The following is a 22,402-nucleotide window of genomic DNA, read 5'->3' on the forward strand; positions in this document are numbered from 1 at the left end:
TTTTCCTGCACAGAGCCAAACCCGTGACCGATCATTGCCGCCTCTGCCATTCGACCAATTTGCGCCCGGTCATCGACCTCGGACAGATGCCGATTGCGCATCGGCTTCGGCACAGCCGCGACGAACAGGACGACCGGTATCCGTTCGAGGTGCTGGCGTGTGGCGAGTGCGGCCTGCCCCAGATCGTCGAGCCGATCGATCCCGACATTCTGTACCGGCAGTTCAACTACAATTTCAGCAGCTGGAAGCCGGAGCCGCACCAGGTCGACGAGCTCGATACCATCGCCAAATTCTCGAGCCATCGATCCGTGTTCGAGATCGGATGCAACGACGGCCTGTTCATGGACAGGCTGCGCGAACGCGGCGCGAAGGTTTTGGTGGGCGTGGAGCCGAACCCGGTGTCAGGCAAGATCGCCCGCGGGCGCGGCATCAAGGTCTATGCTGACATGATCAGCCCGGCGCTGTGTCACGACGCGGTCGCAGAGGCCGGCAAGTTCGACCTCGTCGTCTCGCGCCAGGTGCTGGAGCACATCGTCGATTTCGAGAACTTTTTCGACTGCGTGAAGATCGCGCTCAGCGACGACGGGCTGCTGTTCATCGACGTGCCTGATTTCGCACCCGGCTCGACGGCGGGCGACCTCTCGGTCCTGTGGGAGGAGCACGTCAGCTACTTCACCGAACCGACACTGCTCGCGCTGCTGGCGCGCCACGGCTTCGAGGCGGTGTCGGTGAAGAAATACAATTTCAGCGGCGGCAGCCTCGCGATCGCAGCGCGCCGCGCCCCGCACGACGTGACGCCACCGCCCGCCCCTGCCGGCGTCGGCGAGAGGTTCGGCCAGCGCGCAAGGGAGTACGGCGCGCGGCTCCGCCCGATCCTCGCCAAGGCTCGCGCCAACGGCGCCGAGATCGCCATCTACGGCGCCGGTTGCCGCGCCTGCACTTTCACCAATGCCCACGAACTCGCGGATCTCGTCGACCTCTCGGTCGACGACCAGAAGGAGCGCCAGGGCTTGTTCCTGCCCGGCACCGGCATTCCGATCCGTTCGCCGGAGGGCCTCGCAGGCAAGTCAAATCCGCTCGTCTGCCTTCTGGCCGTGAACCAGGAGAACGAAGACAGGGTCAGCAGCCGGCTGCGCGAAACCGTGAAGCGCCCGCTCCACATCGTTTCGATCTTCGCACCCTCGGACATCTGGAGCGAGCTCGATCGCCTCGAGGCGGCCGCAGGGTCGCGGCATGGCTGAGGACAAGCTCTTCAACTACTACGAACGTCAGGAGGTCCTGCCGACGTTCGGGAATTTCAAATCCGCCGCCGAACTCGGAGCCTATGCCGGCCTGCGGCGCGAGTTGTTTTCGGACAAGCTGGTGCTGCCGCCGCGGTTGTTCCGCGACGCCGACGTGCTCGAATTCGGCCCCGATTCCGGCGAGAACGCGCTGGTGTTTGCAGGCTGGGGCGCAAACATGACGCTCGCCGAGCCGAACCGGCATGCGCACGCGAAAATCCAGGATTACTTCGCGCATTTCAGCCAAGCGGAACGTCTGCGTGAACTCGTATCGTCCGATGTCGAAGGATTTCGCAGCGATCGTCGCTTCGACATCATCGATGCCGAAGGATTCATCTACACGGTGCAGCCGACTGAGAATTGGCTCGGCATCTTTCACCGGCTGCTCAATCCGGACGGTTACGCGGTCGTTTCCTACTACGAGCGCTACGGCGGATTCTTCGAGCTCGCGCTCAAGGCGATTCATGCGGCAGGCAAGGTACTGACGGGCCGTCCCGGGCTCGAAACGGCGAAGATGCTGTTCGACGCGAAATGGAACAGCATTCCGCACACACGCAGCTTCGTATCCTGGCTGATGGACGTGCTCGAAAATCCATTCGTTCGGCACCGCTACTTCCTCGAGGCGGGAGCCTTGTGTAGGGCGGCGCACGAGCAGGGATTCGATATCCATTCGGCGTGGCCCGCCTATCGCGACAGCCTGGACGTCTACTGGCACAAGAAGGTCCTGTCCGATGACGAGAAGCTGCGGCGCGCGGCGCGCCATCTCGGCCGCAGCCGTCTGAGCTTTCTCGGCGGACGGAAGCTCTATCTGGCCGGCAGGACCGAAGCGGTCGACGCGATCTCGGCTTCGATCGAGACACTGGTTCTCGATGTCGATGGGATGATCGAGGATCCCTTCGGCGCCAGCCTGCCCCGTGTGATCGCGAGCCTCGCGTCGCTGCGCGAGACGATAAGGACGACAGAAATTCTCGCCGACGATGCTTCCGACATCGGCGCCATCGTCGCGACGCTCGACAGTTTCCATCGTATCTTTGGCGCGATCGAGCGACGGGATGTGTCCGCGGTCACCGCTCTCACCCAGTCAGACCCGGCCTTCATCAACACCTGGGGACAACCGGCGCATTTCCTCGTCATCCGGAAGCGCTTCGAGGGATCCTAGCAAGTGGCGCCAGGCATTGGCATCATCGGAACGGGCATGGTCGGCCAGATGTGCCACCTCGCCAATTTCGCTGCCAATCCCGCCTGCCGCGTTGTCGCGATCGCCGATCTCCGGCCTGATCTCGCTGCCGCAGCGGCGCAAAAATTCGACATCGCCCGGGTCTACGGCACGCACCGGGAGCTGCTGGCGGACAGCGACGTGTCCGCGGTCGTCGTCGTGACGAAGCGACGCGCCACCGGCCCGATCGTGCTGGATGCGTTGAACAGCGGCCGGCATGTGCTGTCGGAAAAGCCGATGGCCTACACCACGGCTCAGGCCGTTGCACTGGCCGAGGCCGCGCGGCGACAAAACCTCGTCTACAGCATCGGCTACATGAAGCGTCACGACGCCGGCGTGGCGCGCGCGGTAGCCGAGTTGACGCGCATTCGAGCGGACCAGTCGCTTGGACGCGTTATCGGGGCGCGAGGCTGGTGCTTCGGCGGCAACACTGGCCGGTCGCAGGACAACTTCGTCATGACCGGCGAAGCGCGGCCGGACGGGCTCGAGCTCTGGCAGGATGGCCCGTACTGGATGCCCGGCGCGATGCGACCCGGCTACGACCATTTTCTGAACGTGTTCAGCCATATCATCAATCTCGCGCGCTATGTGCTCGGATCGTCGCCGGCAGTCGCGCAAAGCACCGTCGAGACCTCGGGCGCGGCGACCGTGACGCTCGACTTCGACGGCGTCGCCTGCGCGCTGCAACTCGTAAATGGAGCTGAGGGCATCTGGCGTGAGGGTCTGAGCATCGCGTTCGAACGGGGCGCAGTGACCATCGAGTTGCCCCCGCCCTTTGCCGAGCAGGAGGCGGAGGTCATCCTCGATCAGCAAGGACAACGCACGCAATTACCGCGCGAAAAGAGTTGGGCGTTTCGGCGTCAGGCCGATGCATTCGTCACCGATATCGTCGAGCAGAGGACGCCGCTGGCTTCCGGCGAAGATTCCGTGGTCGACATCGCCCTCGCGGAGGCGATCTGGAAACGGCAGGTTCCCGTCCCGCCAGCATCTGATCTAAGTGTTTGATTTCGCTGGCAGGAGTGGCAGGGCTCGAACCTGCGACCCCCGGTTTTGGAGACCGGTGCTCTACCAATTGAGCTACACTCCTACGGACCCTGCGTTGCCGCGCGGATCAGGCCGCTTTGAAGCACAGGGGGCGGCCGGATTGCAAGGCCGGATTGCAAGGGTGAAGCGCGCTGGCTTCGCTTGTTTGTGCCGCGCCTTCTGGGCCACAGTCCGCCTCGAATAATAATAAGCAACCGGGAGTGCCCATGACTGCGACAGCCTCTGCGACAGCCGCCCCTCGCCCCTCCACCGCGCCGAACACCCCGCCTCTGCCGGAGGCCCGCCCCGAGACGCTCGGGCTGTCACGTCCCCGCCTTCAGGCCATGTCGGACGCCTTCAAGCGCGAGATCGACAAGGGAACCATTCCCGGCGTCACCGTGCTGGTGGCGCGGCGCGGCCAGGTCGGCTGGTTTGAGGCGCTCGGCAAGCAGAGCCCGACGGGCGCGGCGCCGATGGCGCATGATTCGATCTTCCGCATCTTCTCGATGACCAAGCCGATCGTGTCGGTCGGCATCATGGCGCTGGTCGAGGACGGCCACCTTCTCCTTGCCGATCCCGTCGCGAAATTCATCCCGGAGTTCGCCGACCAAAAGGTCGGCGTGGTCAGCGGCGGCAAGCTGGAACTGGTTCCGCCGAAACGCCCGATGACCGTGCAGGACTTGCTCCGCCACACCTCCGGCCTGACCTACGAGCACCAGGGCGACGGCCCCGTGCACAAGCTCTACCAGGACTCGCGGGTGCGCAGCCGCAAGATCACCAATGCCGAGCACGCCGCCTTGGTGGCGAGCTTGCCGCTGGTCTGCCATCCCGGCGACGAGTTCAACTACAGCCGCTCCACCGACATCCTCGGCCGTATCATCGAAATCGTCAGCGGCAAGTCGCTCGGCACGTACCTCGCCGAGCGCATTCTCGCGCCCTTGCAAATGGCCGAGACCGGCTTTGCAACCAGCGAGGCCAATGCCGGCCGGCTGGCCGAGCCGTTCGCGGCCGATCCCTGGACCAGCGACAAGGTCGCGCTGTTCAACATGCTCGAACAGCCGATCATGGAGTCCGGCGGCGGCGGCCTCGTCTCCACCACCATGGATTATGCCCGCTTCGCGCTGATGCTGCGCAACGGCGGCACCCTCGACGGCAACAGGATCATCGGCCGCAAGACGCTGGAGTCGATGGCGTCCGATCATCTCGGACCTCACGTCGTGACCAACGGCACTCTCCTGTCGCCCGGCCACGGCTTCGGCCTCGGCTTCGCCGTGCGCCGCGAGGCCGGCATCGCGCCCTTCCCCGGCAGCGTCGGCCAGTATTTCTGGAGCGGCATTGCGGGGACGTTCTTCTGGATCGATCCGAAGGAGGATCTGTTCGTCGTGTTCATGAGCCAAGGCCCGGGACAGCGCGATTTTACGCGGACGCTGGTGCGGGATCTGGTGTACGCGGCGGTGGATTGAGGTCTCGTGCCCCGGACGCGACGCAGCGCGTAGCGGTGCGTCGCAGAGCCGGGGCCCAAGCCTCAGCGATCTCGATCTTCGCGACATTCTGGGTCCCGGCTCTGCGGAGCAGCACTTCGTGCTGCACCGCGTCCGGGACACGAGAGCAATGCCAATCAGCAGCCCCTCAACTGATCGTGGCGCCGCCGTCGATCACCATGGTCTGGCCGGTCATGAAGTCGCCGGCCTTCGATCCCAGGAACACTGCGGCGCCCGCGATCTCGTCGGGGATGCCGATGCGCAACAACGGCGAGCGCGCGGTCGAGGCCTTCAAATTCTCCGGATTGTCCCACAATGCCTTGGCGAAATCGGTCTTGATCAGGCCGGGCGCGATGCAGTTGACGCGGATGTTGTGCGGTCCGTATTCGCAGGCCAGGTTGCGCGCAAGCTGCATGTCGGCGGCCTTGGAGATCGCGTAGGCGCCGAGGATGGTCGAGCCTTTCAACCCGCCGATCGAGGAGACGACGATGATCGAGCCGTCCTTGCGCTCGATCATCTGCGGCACCACCATCGAGATCAGCCAGTTGTTGGCGACGATGTTGTTGTCCAGAATCTTCCTGAACTGATCGTCGGAGATGCCGGCGAGCGGACCGTAATACGGGTTCGATGCGGCGTTACAGACCAGCACGTCGATCTTGCCGAAGGCGCGGTTGCTCTCGTCGATGAGGTTTTGCAGGTTTTCCTTCGACGAGATGTTGGCGGCGATGGCGACCGCGGTGCCCTTGCCGAATCTGTCGTTGATGGACTTGGCGACCTGATCGCAGACATCCGCCTTGCGCGAGGAGATCACGACCTTGGCGCCGTGCTCGGCCATGCGCTCGGCGATCGCGCGCCCGATGCCGCGCGTCGAGCCGGTGATGACGGCGACTTTCCCCTTCATGTCGAACAAGGTCATGCTTCTCTCCCAACAGTTCTGATTTGAATTGGCCTGGAGCTTACGCCGCGTCCGCGCGAGCGGGCAACGACTCAGGCGAGTTTCTTGACTTCCGGTCCTGCCGGCTGATGCATCTCCGCATGCGCGTCGTCCGCGATCCACGGCTGCTGGTTCACCATCGGCAGCCGCCACACCGTGCGCTCGGGGTTCGCAAAATGGTCGAGCCGCGTGATCGAGCAATTGTCGATGTCGAACGACAGCGCCTTCTCCAGCTGGCCATCGAGCGCCAGCCCAAGTGCCGCTTTGATGGTGCCACCATGTGCCACTGCGATCACATCACGCCCCGCAGCCTCGGCATTGATCCGATCGATGGTGCGGCGGGCGCGATTGTAGAGGTCCATAAAACTCTCGCCGCCGGGTGCGGGTTCGTTGATATCGGCAAACCAGCTCGAGCCGACAGGGCGGCTGGCGATGAACTGGGCGCGGTTCATGCCCTGCCATCGCCCGAGGTTTTGCTCGGCGAGGTCCGCTTCCCGTGTCATCGACGCAGGCCTCGGAAAACCAGCCGCCCAGATCGCTTCGGCCGTTTGATGCGTGCGCATCAGATTGCTCGAATACCAGACTGCATTGCGTGGCAGCACCTTGGCAACAGCATTGAAGACGTAGGTATCGCTGGTGTCGCAGGCGAGATCGGACTGACCGTAGATGTTGCCGCCGTCATTGCGCACCGGCGCGTGACGGACCCACCACCAGCGTGTCGTGACCACCTTGGGCTTGTCTGCACCTGCCATCGAAACCCTTCCATCCCGTTTGATGTCGCTGTACGTCAGTAGCGAACGTGTCTCAAGACACTTTACCGTTTGAAATCTTGTTTGAAATTCCGTCGCGCGGCAAGCGTCGCGTGCGAACCAGAGGGAGAAAACGCATGGGCCGTCTGCAAGGCAAATCCGTCATTATCACCGGTGCCGGCAGCGGCATCGGCCGCGCGGCCGCGCTGCTGTTCACCAGGGAAGGCGCCAAGCTGATCGCGGTCGATCGCACCGAAGCGGTGAAAGAAACGGTCGACGAGGTGAAGAAGGCCGGCGGTGTCGCCGAAGCGATGGTGGCGGATGCGGGCTCCGAGAAAGACGTCATCGCCGTGATCGACAATGCGGTGAAGACGCACGGCCGGCTCGACGTGATCTGGGCCAATGCCGGCGTCTCCGGCGGACTCGTCCCGCTCGGCGAGCAGACCGTCGAGCAATGGCAGGAGGTGTTGCGGATCAATCTGATCGGGCCGTTCCTCGCGGTGAAGCATGCGATGCCGCACATGGTGAAGCAACAATCCGGCGCGATCGTGCTGACGGCGTCCGTGGCCGGTCTCAAGGCCGGCGCCAGCGGTCATCCCTATGCAGCGAGCAAAGCCGGCGTGATCTCCCTGGTGCAGACCACCGCGTATTCGCTCACCGGCACCGGCGTGCGCATCAACGCGGTGTGCCCCGGCCTGATCGAGACCGGCATGACCAAGCCAATCTTCGACCGCGCCAAGGAGCGCGGCACCGCCGACAAGATCGGCCAGCTCAACCCCCTCAAGCGCCCCGGCCAGCCGCACGAGCTCGCCGCGATGGGATTGTTTCTGGCCAGCGACGAGGCGTCGTACGTCAACGGCCAGGCATTCCCGGTGGACGGCGGGCTGACAGCGTCGATGCCGTATGCGGGGAAACCGGTTTAGCTCGCACGCACCCTCGTGTCCCGGACGCGCTGCAACGCCTCTTCGCGTTGCTGCGCAGAGCCGGGACCCAGAAAGCCGCGCACTCGCTGCTGCATGTGCCCCGGCTCTGCAGCGCACCGCCAAGAGGCGCTGCGCTGCGTCCGGGGCACGAGAGCGTTGTTGAATGCCTGACATGGGATCGCATCCTCGCGGCGTGTTTCGCCCGAGCTTTGCTTCGTCGTCTCACCCTCAAATGAAAGAGAGCGCAGGGAAGACCGGGTGCCGGCTGGCACCCGCGGTCCACTGTGCGAAGTTGTCGTAACAAAATTGCACAGCGGCATACAGGTGAAGCCCAACATCCGGCCTTCCCTGCGCAATGGTTGGAACGGCTTATGTCGTGCTCTCCCCGGGGAGCGATGCACTATTGCCCCCGTCGCCCTGCGGATGGCTGATGCGCGCGGTCCGGTCGGACAGCACACATCACCGCAAGACTTGGCGCACAGACCCCGGGCGCCAGGACGACACGATTTGGCCGTACGCCGATCACACCGGTCGTGCGCGCGACGCCTTCGCTCACGGCTCTCCGCCCTGCGAAACCATTCGCGCCGATGTGATCGGCGTCCACCGCCGCCCGGCCCGCGTTCGTGACGATCGCGATACGCCCCTCTTCCTTGGGCCGGGTTGCGGCGATACATACGCCGTTTCCGAATTTCGGTAAAGCGGAATATCTTTGGCGATGCGGGTTGACCGAGCATTTGGGTGTTTTGCCCGACGGGCCACACAACATCTCGTCGCCCGGACGGATTTGTGCTGGTTTGCCCTAACACCCGCAACATTGGTATGGTTCATGCAAGCTGCGTCAGCTTCCCACCTCCTGATAAGAACGTGAAAATGCCAAGCTCAAGACCCGACCGTATCCGAAAACTGCTCGCCGACCTCGTCGGCTTCGACACGATCAGCGATCGCTCCAACCTGCCCCTGATCGCGCATATCGAGAGCTATCTCGCCGCGCTCGGCGTCAAGGGTGAGCGCATCGTCGACGAGACCGGACAGAAGGCCTCGCTGTGGGTCACCATTGGACCCGAGGACCGCCCCGGCCTGGTGCTGTCAGGACATACCGACGTGGTGCCTGTGGTCGGCCAGGACTGGAGCCACGATCCGTTCAAGCTGATCGAGCGCGACGGCAGGCTCTACGGCCGCGGCACCACCGACATGAAGGGTTTCGTCGCGGTGTGCCTCGCCATGGTGCCTGAAATGCTGGAGGTGAAGCTGGCAACGCCGATCCATCTGGCGATCTCCTATGACGAGGAGATCGGCTGCGTCGGCGTGCGGCCGATGCTCGGCGAGATCGCGAAGAAGAAGGTCAGGCCGCTCGGCTGCTTCGTCGGCGAGCCCACCGAGATGAAGGTCATCATCGGACACAAGGGCAAGCACGGCGTGCGCGCGACGTTTCGGGGGCTGGCCCGCCACTCCTCGATCGCGCCCGACGGGGTGAATGCGATCGAATATGCGGCCGAGCTGATCGTCGAAATCCGCCGCCGCGCGGTCACGCTCGCCGCCGTGCGGTCAACGGACAGCCTCTACGATGTTCCGCACTCGACGCTGCTCACCAGCATCGTCCATGGCGGCGCCGCGCTGAACATCGTGCCGGATAGTTGCACGGTGGATTTCGAATGCCGCGGCATCGGCATCACCGAGTCGCGCGAGGTCACGGATGCGATCGTCGCCTGGGCCAAGGCCGAGCTCGAGCCCGCGATGAAGTCGATGCATCCGGAATGCGGCATCGATTTCGAGGAGATCCTCGACTACCCCGCGCTCGACACGGCCGCCGACGCCGCCATCGTGACGCTGGCCAAGAGCCTCGCCGGCCGCAACGACCACGCCAAGGTCGCCTTCGGCACCGAGGCGAGCCTGTTCGCCAGCATGGCCGATATCCCATCCGTGGTGATCGGCCCCGGTGCGATCGCGCAGGCGCACACGCCGGACGAATTCGTGGAAATGGCGCAGCTGGAGAAATGCGCGGCATTCGTGGAGAAGCTGATCGCGCATTGTGTTGCGTCATAATCGGTGTCTGCAGCTATCTGGGTCCCGGCTCTGCGGAGCAGCACTTCGTGCTGCACCGCGTCCGGGACAAGAGAGCATGGCTATTCATCGGCCTCCGGAGGCGAAATCGCACGCCCGGAATCCGCTCACGTGTCCCGGACGCGGTGCGGCACGCAGTGACGCGCCGCAGAGCCGTGACCCAGGCGCCCTTGGCGATGGTGCCTCAACATGCAATCTTAAGTCGCGCCACCATCGGACACAGGTTGCATGCAGATGCCCTTCTTCGTGTACATCCTCGCGAGCAAGCGAAACGGGACTCTTTATGTCGGGGTCACCAACAATCTCGGTCGACGAATGGCTGAGCACAAGTCCAAACTCCTACCCGGCTTCACGCGGCAATATGACGTAACTCTGCTCGTCTACTTCGAGACCTTCGAGTCCGTACTGGAAGCTCGATCACGCGAGCATTCGTTGAAGCGTTGGCGACGGACGTGGAAGCTCAAGCTGATCGAAGAGCTCAATCCGGATTGGCGCGATCTTACGAACGAGTTGAATACCTTGGCGACGTGACTGGGTCCCGGCTCTGCGGAGCAGCACTTCGTGCTGCACCGCGTCCGGGACACGAGAGCGGCGGATACCGCTCAGCGCTCCTGCAACGCCAGCCGTACGCCAATCGCGCAGTAGATGGTCCCGACCACCTTGCCCTGCCATTTCACGACGGCCGGATGGCGGCGTAGCAAATTGCCAAGACGGCCGGCGGCGACGGCGAACACCACCGTGCTGACGAGGCCGAGCAACACGAAGACAGCGCCGAACAGCGCGAGCTGCAGCGTCGTCGAACCATGCTCGGGACGGACGAACTGCGGCAGGAACGCGAGGAAGAACAGCGCGGTCTTCGGATTAAGCACCTCGGTCAGCACGGCCTGCCGGAATGCTCGCGCTGCGCTGATCGCGGGCGCGCCGCCATTCACCTCGAGCGGCGCCTTGTCGAGAATGGCGCGAATGCCGAGATAGATCAGGAAGCCTGCGCCCGCGTATTTGACGACGCTGAACAGGAGGGCCGAAGTTGCGATGATCGCAGAGAGGCCGACGATCGCCATGGTGGTGTGGACCACGTCACCGGCCGCAATTCCCGCGCCCGTCGCGATGCCGACCCTGGTTCCCGAGCTCGCTGCGCGCGCCATGGTGAGGAGTGTCGCCGGACCGGGAATGAAGACGAAGCCGAAGACGATGAGGATGTAGGTGATGAGCGCGGTGTGGTCGATCATGCGGCCATCTCTCTCGTCATTCTGTCCCGAACGGCTCAATGCGACGTGACTGGGTCCCGGCTCTGCGGAGCAGCACTTCGTGCTGCACCGCGTCCGGGACACGAGGGGCGCGATCGAGGTAAAAAGGCGCGGCCGTCAGCCGCGCCTTCGAAATCCTTAAACCGCGCCCGCCTTCTGCGCGTATTCCCACGACGCTTTCGACAGCGGTACGGTGCGCTTGGCTGACTCCAGCGCCTTGGCATTCGCCGCGGTGCCGTCGCGGACGCGGCCGGCGATGCCCTGGGTGATGCCGGCGAGGCGGAACAGATTGTAGGCGAAGTACCAGTTGAGGTCAGGCACCGTCATCTTGGTGACGTTGCAATAGATCTGCGCGGCCTCTTCCACGCTCGGAATGTTGAGCGCCTTGAGGTCGGCGCCCTCAAGGCCCGGCATGACCCACTGCATCAGGAGATAGGTGAAGTCGGCCATGGGATCGCCCAGCGTGGACAATTCCCAGTCGAGCACGGCCTGCACGCGCGGTTCCGTCGCGTGGAAAATCATGTTGTCGAGGCGATAGTCGCCGTGGACGATCGAGATGCGCGCCTGCTCCGGCACGGTTTTCGGCAACCATTCCGCGACCTTCTCGAACTCCGGAATGGTCTGGGTCTCGGACGCCCGATACTGCTTGGTCCAGCGGTCGATCTGGCGCGCGAAATAATTGCCGGGCTTGCCGAACTCGCCAAGACCGATCGCGACGGGATCGTACATGTGCAGCTTCGCCAGCGTCTCGATCTTGCTGGTGAAGATTTTTCGGCGGTCCTCCGGCGTCTGGCTCGGCAACGCCGGATCCCAGAACACCCGGCCGTCTTCCATCGACATGATGTAGAAGGCCGAACCGATGATGCTGTCGTCCTGGCACAGCGCATAGGCCTTCGCGACCGGAAAGCCCTGCTTTCCAAGCGCTGCGATCACCCGATATTCGCGATCGACCGCATGCGCCGACGGCAACAATTTGCCGAACGGCTTTCGGCGCATCACATAGGAGCGGTTCGGCGTGTCGAGCCGGTAGGTCGGGTTGGACTGGCCGCCCTTGAACTGGAGCACGACCAGCGGTCCCTCATAACTCTCGACGTTGTCGCGCAACCAAGCCTCGAGCCGCATCTCGTCGATACGATGCCGTTCCTCGACAGGCTTGGTGCCCGAGAACTCTTCGTCTTTCCTGACGCCGTCAGCCACGATGACGCTCCCTCTTCAGTCCAAGCATGATCCTAATCGGTAACCGCTCTTGCACTTGCGTCAAGCGGTTATCCAATAAGGATCATGCCCTGTCGTTTCTTCACGTCGGGAGCGCGCTTCCGCCCTCCCTCTTAATGACTGGAAGAGTTTGCATACTTCCGAACTTCAAGCCTGGCAATGGCGCGATTGTGCACCTCGTCCGGGCCGTCGGCGAGACGGAGCGTGCGGATGTGGGCGTAGTCCTTGGCAAGGCCCGCTTCGTCGGACACGCCTGCGCCGCCAAACGCCTGGATGGCTTCGTCGATGATCTTCAGCGCCATGTTGGGCGCTGCGACCTTGATCATGGCGATCTCGGCCTGCGCGGTCTTGTTGCCGACCTTGTCCATCATGTCGGCGGCCTTGAGGCACAGAAGGCGCGTCATCTCGATGTTGGTGCGGGCATCGCCGATGCGCTGCTCCCACACCGAATGCTCGACGATCCGCTTGCCGAAGGCGGTGCGCGAGGTGAGCCGCTTTACCATTTTCTCCAGCGCCTCCTCGGCCTTGCCGATGGTGCGCATGCAGTGATGGATACGGCCGGGACCGAGGCGGCCCTGCGCGATCTCGAAGCCGCGGCCTTCGCCGAGCAGGATGTTTTCCTTCGGCACCCGCACGTTCTCGAGCAGCACCTGGGCGTGGCCATGCGGCGCGTCGTCGAAGCCGAACACGGGGAGCATCTTCTCGACCTTAATGCCGGGCGTGTCGAGCGGCACCAGGATCTGAGATTGCTGCTGGTGCTTGGCCGCCTTGAAATCGGTCTTGCCCATCAGGATCGCGATCTTGCAGCGGGGATCGCCGACGCCGGACGACCACCATTTGCGGCCGTTGATGACGTAGTGATCGCCGTCGCGCGCAATGCTGGTCTCGATGTTGGTGGCGTCAGACGAGGCCACGGCCGGCTCCGTCATCAGGAAGGCGGAACGGATTTCGCCGTCCATCAGCGGGCGCAACCATTTACGCTTCTGCTCTTTGGAGCCGTAGCGCATGAACACTTCCATGTTGCCGGTGTCGGGCGCGGAGCAGTTGAACACTTCAGAGCCCCAGGTGATGCGGCCCATCTCTTCCGACAGCAGCGCGTATTCGAGATTGGTCAGTCCCGCGCCGCGGAATTCGTCGTCCTCATGCTCGTTCGGCGGCATGAACATGTTCCAGAGGCCTTCGGCCTTCGCCTTCTTCTTGAGGTCTTCGAGCACCGGGATGACCTTCCAACGCTCGCCGCTGTGATCCTGCTCGTTGTAGATAGGCACCGCCGGGCGCACGTGCTTGGCCATGAAGGACCGCACGCGGTCGAGCCATTCCTTCTGCTTGGGCGACAGATCGAAATCCATGGGACGCTCCTCGTTGTCTCTTTGCGAACTTGTTTTGCGCCGGACTGTCCTCCCGCACCGCACGACCTGCAAGCGCCAATGCGCGGCTTGCGGATGCTTCGGAACCGGTTCGCGCGTTTGCGAACGAGTCCCGATTGCGGATTGACTTTTCCGGCCTTCAAACGATAGTTTCATACAAGTGTTTGAATTGCAACTCCCTCCCCGAGGGGCACCCATGGCCAGTGATCATACCCGGACTGCCATTCTCGCCGCCGCCGAACGGCTCTATGCCGATCGCGGGTTCGGCGACGTGACGCTGCGCGACATCGTCGCGGAGGCCAATGTCAATCTCGCGGCGGTGAACTATCATTTCGGTTCGAAGGACGAGTTGATCGCGGAGCTGTTCGTGACACGCTCGATCGCCACCAACCGCGAGCGCTTGCGCGAATTGAAGGCGGCGGAAGAACAAGGCGGCGGCCGCGCGCCGATCGAGGTGATCCTGCATGCCCTGGTCGGCCCGACGCTGCGCGGCTGCCTCGGCCCGGAGAACCAGCGCTCCACCGCGGCGCGCTTCATGATCCGCGCCTCGATCGAATCCGTGCCGCCGATCCGCCGCATCAAGAACCGCGAGATCGACCATTTGCGGAAATTCGCCGGCGCGATGCGCCGCGCCCTGCCCGACCGCAGCGAAGTCGATATCTATTGGGGCCTGAATTTCGCGCTCGCCATGGCGCACCACACCATCCGCGAGAGCGAGCGGTTGACCAAGCTGTCGGAAGGCAAATGCGATCTCGACGACGTCGAGGACGTCGTCGCGCGCGTCGTCAGCGTGGCGACGATGGCGCTGACGGCGGGACGGACGGAGGCGAAGCCGCCGTCAAGGGTGGCGGCGCGCTAACCTCACATCATCGCGATGCAGTCGATCTCGACGTCGAAGGGGCCGAACCATTCCGGCGTGCAGACGAAGATCCGCGCCGGATCTTGCGGGAAATAGCGCGCATAGACGGCGTTGAACGCAGCGAAGTGTTTTGTCGAGGTGCAGTAGACGTTGCACTTCATGACGTTGTCCAGGCTCGCGCCCGCCGTCTGAAGGCACAGCTTCATCTGCTCGATGACGAGCTCGCTCTGCCGTTCGATCGGCACTTCCGCGATCTCGCCCGTCTCGGGGTCGAACGGCGGCAGGCCGGCGACGAAGATCATGTTGCCGGCGCGCGTGACCGGCGAGTCGGCGCCTTCCAGCGATCGAGAAAGGTCGAGATCGGTTCGACGCGGAGCGCTTCGCGTTTCATGGGCGGCCACCTTCGGTTCAAGCGAGATGACGGCTTGCTACATCATCCTGCAGCCGCCATGCTTCGCCTCCGATCGAAGTTTGCTCGCCGAACCGCCTAGGCGTGCTGCGGCATCTCCTCGGCCTCTTCCTTGGCGAGCAGCAGCAGCATCTCGATGCCCATCTCGCCTTCCTGCGGCGAGCGAATGAACTTTATTTCGTCGGCGCTTTGCCGCAGCGCGGCAACGATCGCGACGGCCTGGTTTGCCGTGGCCGCCTCGGTCGCCAGAATGGCCTTCTGGTCCTTGGCCTGAAACCCGATCGTGTAGGACATCGTTCCCTCCCGGACTGAGTGGAAGGATCGAATCTGAGTCGCGCGCGGAACGGAAGCCTGTGTGAGTACGGACCGGGATTATCTGGGGATTGCCCGCAAGCCTCAGGCAAGCCCGAGCATCGCGCGCGCCTCGTTTGGCGGTCGCGACGCTCGCCCCCAGGCTCTTCAGGATGCCGGCGGCATGCGCGACGTGCCGCGAGCGCCGGCCCTCTTCCCTTCTCCCAAAAGCTCAGATGATACCCTGCTGCTTCAGCGTCTCGATCTTGTCCGCATCAAAGCCGAGCTTGCCGCCGAGCACCTCCTGGGTGTGCTCCCCTAATAGCGGCGGGGCGCGGTAGGTCTCGATCGGGGTTTCCGAGAGCGTCAGCGCGTTGCGGATCAGCGAGAGATCGGGCTCGAAGGGATGGTCGACCTTCACCCGCATGCCGCGCGACTGGACGTGGGGATCGGAAAACACCTGCTCGAAATTGTTGATCGGACCTGACGGCACGCCGGCCTCCTCCAGCTTGTCCAGCCAGTAGGCCACCGGCTGCTTCAGGAACAGGCCGGCGAAGATCGCCATGATTTCCTTGCCGTGCACGACGCGGTCGTTGTTCTTGACAAAGCGCTTGTCGCTCGCGAGCTCGGGCTCACCGAGCACGGCGCAGGTGCGCTGGAACTGGCCGTCATTGCCGACCACCAGCATCAGTTCCCCGTCGGTGCAGCGGAACACGCCGGCCGGCATGCCGCCATTGCCCCAGGTGCCGCGGCGCGGCGGGGTCTTGCCGTTGACGAGGTAGATCTGCAGCCAGTGCGACAACGATGCAATGACGGTGTCGAACAGGCAGACGTCGATATGCTGTCCTACGCCATCATTGGCGTCGCGATGGTACAGCGCCGAGAGAATCCCGATCGAGGTGTTCATGCCGGTCATGTAGTCGACGATCGACGGGCCGACCTTCATCGGGCCCTCGCCGGGCTCGCCGTCGATATGGCCGGTGACGCTCATCAGGCCGCCCATCGCCTGCAGGATGGCGTCATAGCCGGCGCGCGGCGCGTAAGGCCCCGTCTGGCCGAAGCCGGTCACCGAGCAATAGATGATGCCTGGGTTGATCGCCTTGATCGTCTCGTAGTCGAGTCCGTAGCGCTTGAGATCGCCGACCTTGTAGTTCTCCATGAAGACGTCGACGTCCTTGGCGAGCTCGCGGATGATCGCCTGCCCCTCGGGCTTGGCGATGTTGACCGTGACCGACTTCTTGTTGCGGTTGGCGCAGAGATAGAAGGAATTGTTGTTGTTGGCCTTGCCCTCGGGATCGGTCAGGTAAGGCGGCCCGAAGGCGCGCGCGTCGTCGCCGGTGCCCGGCCGCTCGATCTTGATCACCTCCGCGCCGAGATCGCCCAGCATCTGGGCCGACAAGGGTCCGGCAAGCACGCGGGTGAGGTCAAGGATCTTGATGCCTGAAAGCGGCAGGGCCGACATGTCGAAGTCCTCCGGGGAACTGAATATTGGCGCGGCGGCTAGAAGCCGCGGCTGCGCTCCTGCGGATACACCATTTTTGGCGGTCTGAGCACTGCACTGGCGGCATAAGGCCATCCTCCGCTCGCCAGCGCAGGTCGCCCGAGCGGTCAATTTCCGCAGTGCGAATATTCTCAGGTCACCACCGCCGCAACCACCTCCGGCCGCCGTCGGCCGAGCAGGACCAGGATCAGCACTGTTGCGCAGGAGAACACGAAGGTAAGCCCCAGCGCGCCGCGGCTGCCGAACTGGGTGAGCAGGCCGACCAGCAGCGGCGGAGAAAGGGCGGAGGCGAGATTGAGCGGCAGCGCGATCATCGACATCGCCTTGGCGAACTCAGCCTGATCGTAGAACACCAGCGGGATCGTCGCCCGCGCCACCGCCATCGCGCCGCTGCCGGCACCCACCTGCCAGCGTCTATCAGACTTCGCCTCGTGCGATGCCAAGGCGGCTTCCCGAGCCGGATTATCCAGCCGAAGCCGCGGTACGCCAGGTCCGCTCCAACGGCGAGATCAAATGGCACGGCGAACTCATCCACATCTGCAGTGCCCTCGACGGTGAAAAAGTCGCCGTCGAGGAAACCGAGGACGGATGCTGGCAAGTGCGCTTCTTCGACGTGCCCATCGGCATCATCGACCAGAAAACACGAAAGCTGCGGCGCTGCGCTAGCGCAGCGCCGCAGCCGACCAAATCATGAATCAGTGTCACCCATCCATCCGGGCTGTTCTGTTACCCATCCATCCGCTGGACAACAGCCCCATCGACACATACAGAACGGATGTCCCGGCGAACACCGCCGGCAGGCTCATGCCGAGATCGGCCGCGAGAGCGCGCCCGACGATGGCGGGAAGACCTATTGTACCCCAGCCAACAAGTTGGGTAACCGCGAGCACCAGCAGGACGCCGATGAGCCTGCTGTCAGATTTCAGAAACCGCATTCCAGTCGTCGCCTGCCCGCCAGACGCAGATCACGCCTGTGACGCCAGTCTTACCCTCGGATGCGACGACCGGGAATGGCGGTTCCGAATGGCACGGCCGCGCCAGCCGCGGGGCAGCCGTCAGGCGGGATGGCCGGGATCGACCTGCTTCGGCGTCTTCTTGTCGCGTTGCGGTGTCATCTTGGCGGAATCCGGTGCATCGGCACACCGCGCGGCCCGAGCTGATCGCGCTGAATGTCGTCTTCGGAGCGGGAGGGCTCAATGCCGTTCGGCTCACGGGGCTTGGTCATCGCGGCCTCCTGAAATATCTGCTCGGAGTGATCAGTCATATGCCGAGCGCGTTCTCGCCGGCATCGCGGCCAGGCACGCTGACATGGACCTCGTGTCCCTCGCGAAGCGCCAGGGAGGCCGCGGCGACCGCCGATTCGAACGCGGCTTCCTTGGTGGCGTATCTACTCTTGACGTCGCCGTCGTGCAGCACACCCCATTCGTCCTGCACTGGCACGATGGCGTATTGAGCAAGGCCCATGGTCCAACTCCTCCCGTTCTCAGGTCTATCTTTGCGTGACCTGGGGATGCACAGCGGTCACACGCCACACAATGTTGCCGCTGTCGTCGGCGACCAGCAGCGCGCCGGTCTTGTCGATGGCGACGCCGACGGGCCGCCCGCGCGCGTGATTGTCGTTGTTGAGGAAGCCGGTGACGACGTCCTGCGGCGGGCCACTCGGCTTGCCATCCGTGAACGGCACGAACACCACCTTGTAGCCGTTCAAGACCTGCCTGTTCCAACTGCCATGCTCGCCGACGAAGGCGCCGCCACGATAGGCGGCCGGCAGACTCGCGCTTGTGTTGAAGGCCATTCCGAGCGGCGCAACATGCGAGCTCAACGCGTAGTCAGGCACGATCGCCTTGGCGACGAGGTCGGGCCGCTGCGGCTTGACACGAGGATCGACGTGCTGGCCGTAATAGCTGTAGGGCCAGCCATAGAAGCCGCCGTCCTTCACCGATGTCATGTAGTCGGGCACGAGATCGGGACCGAGTTCGTCGCGCTCGTTCACCACCGTCCACAGCGCCCCGGTCTGCGGCTCGAAGCTGAGACCGTTGGGATTGCGCAGCCCGCTCGCGAAGATGCGCCAACGGCCGCTGGCACGATCGACCTCGAGGATGTTGGCGCGATTGTGCTCGGCCTCCATGCCGTTCTCGGTGATGTTGCTGTTGGAGCCGACGCCGGCATAGAGCTTTGAACCGTCGGGGCTCGCGACCAGGCTCTTGGTCCAGTGATGGTCGATCGGTCCGCCCGGCAGCGGCGTCAGCACCGTGCCCGGGGCGGTGATCTTCGTATCACCCTCCGTGTAGGGATATCTGACGATCGCATCGGTGTTGGCGACATAGAGGTCGTTGCCAACCAGCGCGACGCCGAACGGCGAATTGAGATGGTCGAGGAAGACGCTTTGCGTGTCCGGCACGCCGTCGCCGTTGCCGTCGCGCAGCAGCGTGATGCGGTTGCTCTCGCCGGTGTCGCCGCCTGATGTCGCCCAGGACTCGATGTATCCCATCACGATTTCCTTGGGCCGCTTGATCGGGGCCGCCTTTGGCGCCTTGGATTCCACCACCAGCACGTCGCCGTTGGGAAGCACGTAAAGGAATCGCGGATGCTGCAGGCCCGTCGCAAAGGCCTTGGCCTGCAAACCTTGCGCGACGGTCGGGGTCTCGTCCTTCTTCCAGCCGACGATGCGGGCGATGTGCATCGGCGGCAGCAGGTATTGCTGGATGTCGGGAAGCGTCGGGTTGGCGCCGGTTTGCGCCTTCGGATCGCCACTGCCGTCATTGCAGGCGGCGAGGCATAGCAGCGAGGAGCACAACAGTGCGCGAGCGATTGAGGATTTCATCGCGCAACTCCCACGCCGTGGCGATAGACCATGGCCCAGCCAAGCCAGCCGGTGACGGGCAGGATCAGCACGGTAATTGCCGAAAGCAGGAGCCCCGTCGGCCACACCGATGTCCAGGCATCACGCGTGTGGATCAGGGCGTTGACGGTGGCCAGGATCAGCGCCACCGCGTTGCCGATCAGGTGCGGCCAGGCCGGCGGCTGCGCCCGCACCAGGCGGTTGCCGAGGAAATCGGTCAGACCGGCGATTGCCGCCAGCACGCCGAAGATGACGCCGACGACCAGAAGCCAGGCCGAAAAATCCGCCCACATGATCTCGGCACTGACGACGTAGGCGATGTCGGTCAGCAGCGCCCCGATGAAGCAAGCGATCGGTATCGGCACCAGCATCGGATGAATCGGATGGCCCGCGATTTGCGCGGTAGTGCGCACGCGCACGTTGTCTTGCACGGTTGGCCTCGCTTGCACGGTTGGCCTCGTATGACTTTCGCCCTGCCCGACGGCCAACTCGTCCTTGGGGTGAAGGTTCCTACGCTTGCCTCTAGCCTTGCGCCGTCACCGGTGCGCTGGCTTGATACGCCCCGCGCCAAGGCCGAGGGCACTCGGGCGGACTGTATTCCTTCGACTTTGGCTCGCAACAGGGAGCCAACGTATCAAAGTTTAATGCGTTCTACCCTTCTCTTCGACCAGATTAGGAAACGGGTTTTGGGGTTATCGGACCACCAATGCAGGCAGGATTTGCGTTCTCCAAGCTCGCCGACCGGCTGGCGAGCCTCGCTCCAGTAACTGCCGACGATCTCCACCTGCTCGCGGACATGGCAAGCACAATTGCCCATCTAGGTTCGCGTCAGACCGTTCTGCGGCATGGCGACGATGCCACCCAGTGCTGTCTGCTGCTCCAGGGATATCTGTCCTGGCAGGACGCAGAGAGCGCGGACGGGCAGATCACGTCAATCCATGTTCCCGGTGACATCGCCAATCTACACACGCTTCATCGCCCTCGCGTCGACGGCAACCTGATCGCGCTCGGCCCGGCCATCGTCGCTCTCGTGCCACATCGCTTCTTTCACGATCTGTCCGCGCGTTCGCCCGCTATGTCCCGCGCATTGCTGCTGATGCTGCTCACCGATCACGCCATTCAGCGCAACTGGACAGTGAACCTGGGTAGCCGCGATGCATTGACGCGCGTGGCGCATCTGCTGTGCGAGATCACCGCGCGCCTGCAAAGCGTCGGCCTTGCCAGAGATTTCAGACTGCCATCACCCTTCACCCAATCGGACCTTGCCGCAGCGTGCAGCATCTCCCCTGTCCACGCCAATCGCACCATTCAGGAACTGCGACGATGCAACCTTCTGCAATGGCAGGGTAAGACGGTCATGATCACGGACTGGCCGGCACTCGTGCGGCTCGCAAGTTTCGATCCGACTTATCTGGGGATTCGATCCAGCCATGAGGATGCGTCGTCGCATCTCAGGCCGCTTACGGCGGAGGTTGCGCTCGTTTGAGCCTTTTCAGACGACGCGTTGTCAAACGACGCCTTGAACACCTCGGACGCCTTGAACACCTCGGGAGCGCGCAACCAATTCCTTGCGTGCTTCTGCAAGGACCAAATCCCAATCGCCCGGGGTCCTCTGATGAAACAATCGCAGGCTGGGATACCAAAAGGAGTGAGATCCAGCTGACGGCCAGCGCCAGTCGCAATCCGCATGCAACATCACCCACGCGTCACGTCCGAGCGCTCCGGCGAGGTGGGCTACCATGGTGTCGACGCAAATGAGGAGATCGAGCCGCCGGAGGTGATGACCGAGAACCGTAACGTCAGGTGTACTGACGTCCCTCGCGCCGATCTCTGCCAGTTCGCACGTCCGGGCTCCGCGCTGCAGCGAGCAGAGCGTTACGCCGGGAACGGCAAGATGCCGCAACAGCGGGGGCGGAACGGTCCTTCGCTTGTCCCAATTGCCGACTTCCCAAACCAGGCCGACGGCAAGACCTCGCTCATGCGGAAGCGTTGGCTCGACCGCCGGTGGCAGTGATACGTAAGGTGCGCGCATTTCGACGTGCTCACGCCTCGCCTTTATGGCATGCGGAACCTCCATAATCTCGATATCGACCTCGAAGTCGACGTCAGGCGCACCGTCGTGGAGCGCAAAGGCACGATCAACGCCAGCCGCTCGCTGGACCAGCGGCAGGAGCTCGCTCTGGCACCAGACCGCGACGCTGCGCGCGATATCGCGAAGCGGTCGCATGAAGCGCAGGAACTGAATGGTGTCGCCAAGCCCATGGTAGCAGCGGACCAGCACATGCTTGCCCGTCAGGTCCTCGCCGCGCCAGATCCGCTGGAGGTGACGCGGCCCGGTGTGCTTGGGTGGATACGCAAGCATCGTCAGATCGCGGTCGTTGATCGCCCAGGCGCGTTCGAAGTCGCCTGCCCGCATCGCCTCCGTCCAACCGCCCGACACTCGCGGTGATCCGATCAGCGCCGCACGAATTTGTGAAAGCGGCTCGGTTTGCCGTCCTTGGTCTGGTCCTGGTGGAGGAAGGCAATGCCGGCCTCGTCGAATTTGGTGAAGAATTCGTCCCAGCCGATCCGGTCGAGCCCTTCGTCGGGCGGATCGAAATCGATGCGCAGGATGCCGGCGTGTCCGTCCTCCTCCGTAGCCTTGACCGTCGCGGGCTTTCCACCGCGCTCCTCCGCCCATTTCCGGATGACGTCGTGGCTGGTGGTCTGCTGGGCTTCGCTGGTTTGTGATTTGGATGACATGTGACACCTCGATTGCTGACAAGGAGCGAGCGATGGATCGGCCCTCGCGTCAGACTGTTTCGCCGTGAACGCCGGGCGCGAGGATTTGTTCTTTCGTATGTCGGACTCTCACGAGAGCATCATCTTCTTCATCTTCATCCTGGAAGCTCTTCGTTCCCTCCAAACTGCCCGCGATTTTATCCCAGGTTAAGCGCGCGAAATTTTTCCGGCCGGAATCTGACGTGAGGCGGACATAGTGCCGTGAGCTCAGGAACGAACATAC

Annotated in this window: 22 protein-coding genes, 1 tRNA gene and 3 pseudogenes; 10 read left to right on the forward strand and 16 right to left on the reverse strand. The window is 63.6% G+C overall.

Annotated features, from left to right (window positions below; all coding sequences use genetic code 11):
• Window positions 1-23: 23 nt before the first annotated feature.
• The 3 genes from IVB27_RS26175 to IVB27_RS26185 are packed head-to-tail and all read left to right on the forward strand — an operon-like array spanning window position 24 to window position 3,501.
• Window positions 24-1,241, forward strand: coding sequence for a class I SAM-dependent methyltransferase (locus tag IVB27_RS26175; protein WP_247445988.1), 1,218 nt, complete (start codon window positions 24-26; stop codon window positions 1,239-1,241).
• A complete protein-coding gene (locus tag IVB27_RS26180) occupies window positions 1,234-2,439 on the forward strand; it encodes a class I SAM-dependent methyltransferase (protein WP_247445989.1) in 1,206 nt (401 codons plus the stop codon). The genes IVB27_RS26175 and IVB27_RS26180 overlap by 8 nt, the downstream gene beginning before the upstream one ends.
• 3 nt (window positions 2,440-2,442) lie before the next feature.
• Window positions 2,443-3,501 carry a Gfo/Idh/MocA family protein gene (locus tag IVB27_RS26185; RefSeq protein WP_247445990.1) on the forward strand — a complete coding sequence of 353 codons (1,059 nt, stop codon included), beginning with the start codon at window positions 2,443-2,445 and terminating at the stop codon, window positions 3,499-3,501.
• A 6-nt stretch (window positions 3,502-3,507) separates the two neighbouring features.
• Here the strand turns inward: IVB27_RS26185 and IVB27_RS26190 are convergent.
• Window positions 3,508-3,583, reverse strand: a tRNA-Trp gene (locus tag IVB27_RS26190).
• A 163-nt stretch (window positions 3,584-3,746) separates the two neighbouring features.
• Between IVB27_RS26190 and IVB27_RS26195 the strand changes: the two genes are divergently transcribed.
• Window positions 3,747-4,982, forward strand: coding sequence for a serine hydrolase domain-containing protein (locus IVB27_RS26195; RefSeq protein WP_247445991.1), 1,236 nt, complete (start codon window positions 3,747-3,749; stop codon window positions 4,980-4,982).
• A gap of 166 nt (window positions 4,983-5,148) precedes the next feature.
• Here IVB27_RS26195 and IVB27_RS26200 read toward each other — a convergent pair whose 3' ends face one another.
• Both IVB27_RS26200 and IVB27_RS26205 read right to left on the reverse strand, forming a co-directional pair.
• The gene (locus IVB27_RS26200; protein ID WP_247445992.1) at window positions 5,149-5,916 is read right to left on the reverse strand and encodes an SDR family NAD(P)-dependent oxidoreductase; all 768 of its coding nucleotides are present in this window, start codon (window positions 5,914-5,916) and stop codon (window positions 5,149-5,151) included.
• 71 nt (window positions 5,917-5,987) lie between these two features.
• Complete coding sequence (locus IVB27_RS26205; protein ID WP_247445993.1) at window positions 5,988-6,686, reverse strand: histidine phosphatase family protein; 699 nt, start codon at window positions 6,684-6,686, stop codon at window positions 5,988-5,990.
• A 134-nt stretch (window positions 6,687-6,820) separates the two neighbouring features.
• Between IVB27_RS26205 and IVB27_RS26210 the strand changes: the two genes are divergently transcribed.
• The 3 genes from IVB27_RS26210 to IVB27_RS26220 all read left to right on the forward strand — a co-directional run bounded on the left by IVB27_RS26210 (window position 6,821) and on the right by IVB27_RS26220 (window position 10,198).
• On the forward strand, window positions 6,821-7,606 hold the full coding sequence (locus IVB27_RS26210; RefSeq protein WP_247445994.1) for an SDR family NAD(P)-dependent oxidoreductase: 786 nt from the start codon (window positions 6,821-6,823) through the stop codon (window positions 7,604-7,606).
• An 870-nt stretch (window positions 7,607-8,476) separates the two neighbouring features.
• A complete protein-coding gene (argE, locus tag IVB27_RS26215) occupies window positions 8,477-9,649 on the forward strand; it encodes an acetylornithine deacetylase (protein ID WP_247445995.1) in 1,173 nt (390 codons plus the stop codon).
• Window positions 9,650-9,895: 246 nt separating this feature from the next.
• Window positions 9,896-10,198 carry a GIY-YIG nuclease family protein gene (locus IVB27_RS26220; protein ID WP_247445996.1) on the forward strand — a complete coding sequence of 101 codons (303 nt, stop codon included), beginning with the start codon at window positions 9,896-9,898 and terminating at the stop codon, window positions 10,196-10,198.
• A gap of 71 nt (window positions 10,199-10,269) precedes the next feature.
• Here the strand turns inward: IVB27_RS26220 and IVB27_RS26225 are convergent, their stop codons facing one another.
• The 3 genes from IVB27_RS26225 to IVB27_RS26235 form a co-directional block, all read right to left on the reverse strand.
• Entirely contained in the window at window positions 10,270-10,896 is a 627-nt protein-coding gene (locus tag IVB27_RS26225; protein WP_247445997.1) for a LysE family translocator, read from the reverse strand.
• A 156-nt stretch (window positions 10,897-11,052) separates the two neighbouring features.
• Entirely contained in the window at window positions 11,053-12,111 is a 1,059-nt protein-coding gene (locus IVB27_RS26230) for a phosphotransferase family protein (RefSeq protein ID WP_247445998.1), read from the reverse strand.
• Window positions 12,112-12,242: 131 nt separating this feature from the next.
• Window positions 12,243-13,478 (reverse strand): acyl-CoA dehydrogenase family protein, encoded by a 1,236-nt coding sequence (locus IVB27_RS26235; RefSeq protein WP_247445999.1) that lies wholly within the window; start codon window positions 13,476-13,478, stop codon window positions 12,243-12,245.
• 214 nt (window positions 13,479-13,692) lie between these two features.
• On the opposite strand from IVB27_RS26235, the gene IVB27_RS26240 reads away from it, so the two are divergent.
• The gene (locus tag IVB27_RS26240) at window positions 13,693-14,355 is read left to right on the forward strand and encodes a TetR/AcrR family transcriptional regulator (RefSeq protein ID WP_247446000.1); all 663 of its coding nucleotides are present in this window, start codon (window positions 13,693-13,695) and stop codon (window positions 14,353-14,355) included.
• Between the two features lie 2 nt (window positions 14,356-14,357).
• On the opposite strand, the pseudogene IVB27_RS26245 reads toward IVB27_RS26240, so the two are convergent.
• The 4 genes and pseudogenes from IVB27_RS26245 to IVB27_RS26260 all read right to left on the reverse strand — a co-directional run.
• Window positions 14,358-14,746, reverse strand: a pseudogene (locus IVB27_RS26245) (RidA family protein).
• 96 nt (window positions 14,747-14,842) lie between these two features.
• Window positions 14,843-15,058 carry a hypothetical protein gene (locus IVB27_RS26250; protein ID WP_247350289.1) on the reverse strand — a complete coding sequence of 72 codons (216 nt, stop codon included), beginning with the start codon at window positions 15,056-15,058 and terminating at the stop codon, window positions 14,843-14,845.
• A gap of 229 nt (window positions 15,059-15,287) precedes the next feature.
• Complete coding sequence (locus IVB27_RS26255) at window positions 15,288-16,517, reverse strand: CaiB/BaiF CoA transferase family protein (RefSeq protein WP_247446001.1); 1,230 nt, start codon at window positions 16,515-16,517, stop codon at window positions 15,288-15,290.
• Window positions 16,518-16,687: 170 nt separating this feature from the next.
• A pseudogene (locus tag IVB27_RS26260) lies at window positions 16,688-16,957 on the reverse strand (MFS transporter); the annotation flags it as partial.
• Window positions 16,958-16,992: 35 nt separating this feature from the next.
• Here IVB27_RS26260 and IVB27_RS26265 point away from each other — a divergent pair.
• A complete protein-coding gene (locus IVB27_RS26265) occupies window positions 16,993-17,250 on the forward strand; it encodes a hypothetical protein (protein ID WP_247446002.1) in 258 nt (85 codons plus the stop codon).
• Window positions 17,251-17,298: 48 nt separating this feature from the next.
• On the opposite strand, the pseudogene IVB27_RS26270 reads toward IVB27_RS26265, so the two are convergent.
• The 4 genes and pseudogenes from IVB27_RS26270 to IVB27_RS26285 all read right to left on the reverse strand — a co-directional run.
• Window positions 17,299-17,491, reverse strand: a pseudogene (locus IVB27_RS26270) (MFS transporter); the annotation flags it as partial.
• A 325-nt stretch (window positions 17,492-17,816) separates the two neighbouring features.
• Window positions 17,817-18,020, reverse strand: a complete 204-nt coding sequence (locus IVB27_RS26275; protein WP_092220800.1) for a hypothetical protein — start codon at window positions 18,018-18,020, stop codon at window positions 17,817-17,819.
• A gap of 25 nt (window positions 18,021-18,045) precedes the next feature.
• Window positions 18,046-19,380: a PQQ-dependent sugar dehydrogenase gene (locus IVB27_RS26280; protein WP_247446003.1), complete on the reverse strand. Its 1,335-nt coding sequence runs from the start codon at window positions 19,378-19,380 to the stop codon at window positions 18,046-18,048.
• Window positions 19,377-19,829, reverse strand: a complete 453-nt coding sequence (locus IVB27_RS26285; protein WP_247446004.1) for a DUF2231 domain-containing protein — start codon at window positions 19,827-19,829, stop codon at window positions 19,377-19,379. The genes IVB27_RS26280 and IVB27_RS26285 overlap by 4 nt, the downstream gene beginning before the upstream one ends.
• A gap of 275 nt (window positions 19,830-20,104) precedes the next feature.
• Here IVB27_RS26285 and IVB27_RS26290 point away from each other — a divergent pair, with 275 nt between their 5' ends.
• Window positions 20,105-20,884: a Crp/Fnr family transcriptional regulator gene (locus tag IVB27_RS26290; RefSeq protein ID WP_247446005.1), complete on the forward strand. Its 780-nt coding sequence runs from the start codon at window positions 20,105-20,107 to the stop codon at window positions 20,882-20,884.
• A gap of 21 nt (window positions 20,885-20,905) precedes the next feature.
• Here IVB27_RS26290 and IVB27_RS26295 read toward each other — a convergent pair whose 3' ends face one another.
• Window positions 20,906-21,814, reverse strand: a complete 909-nt coding sequence (locus IVB27_RS26295) for a hypothetical protein (protein ID WP_247446006.1) — start codon at window positions 21,812-21,814, stop codon at window positions 20,906-20,908.
• A 38-nt stretch (window positions 21,815-21,852) separates the two neighbouring features.
• Entirely contained in the window at window positions 21,853-22,140 is a 288-nt protein-coding gene (locus IVB27_RS26300; protein ID WP_247350305.1) for a hypothetical protein, read from the reverse strand.
• Window positions 22,141-22,402 lie beyond the last annotated feature (262 nt).

This window comes from Bradyrhizobium sp. 197 (genome assembly GCF_023073375.1).
In the GTDB taxonomy this organism is placed as follows: domain Bacteria; phylum Pseudomonadota; class Alphaproteobacteria; order Rhizobiales; family Xanthobacteraceae; genus Bradyrhizobium.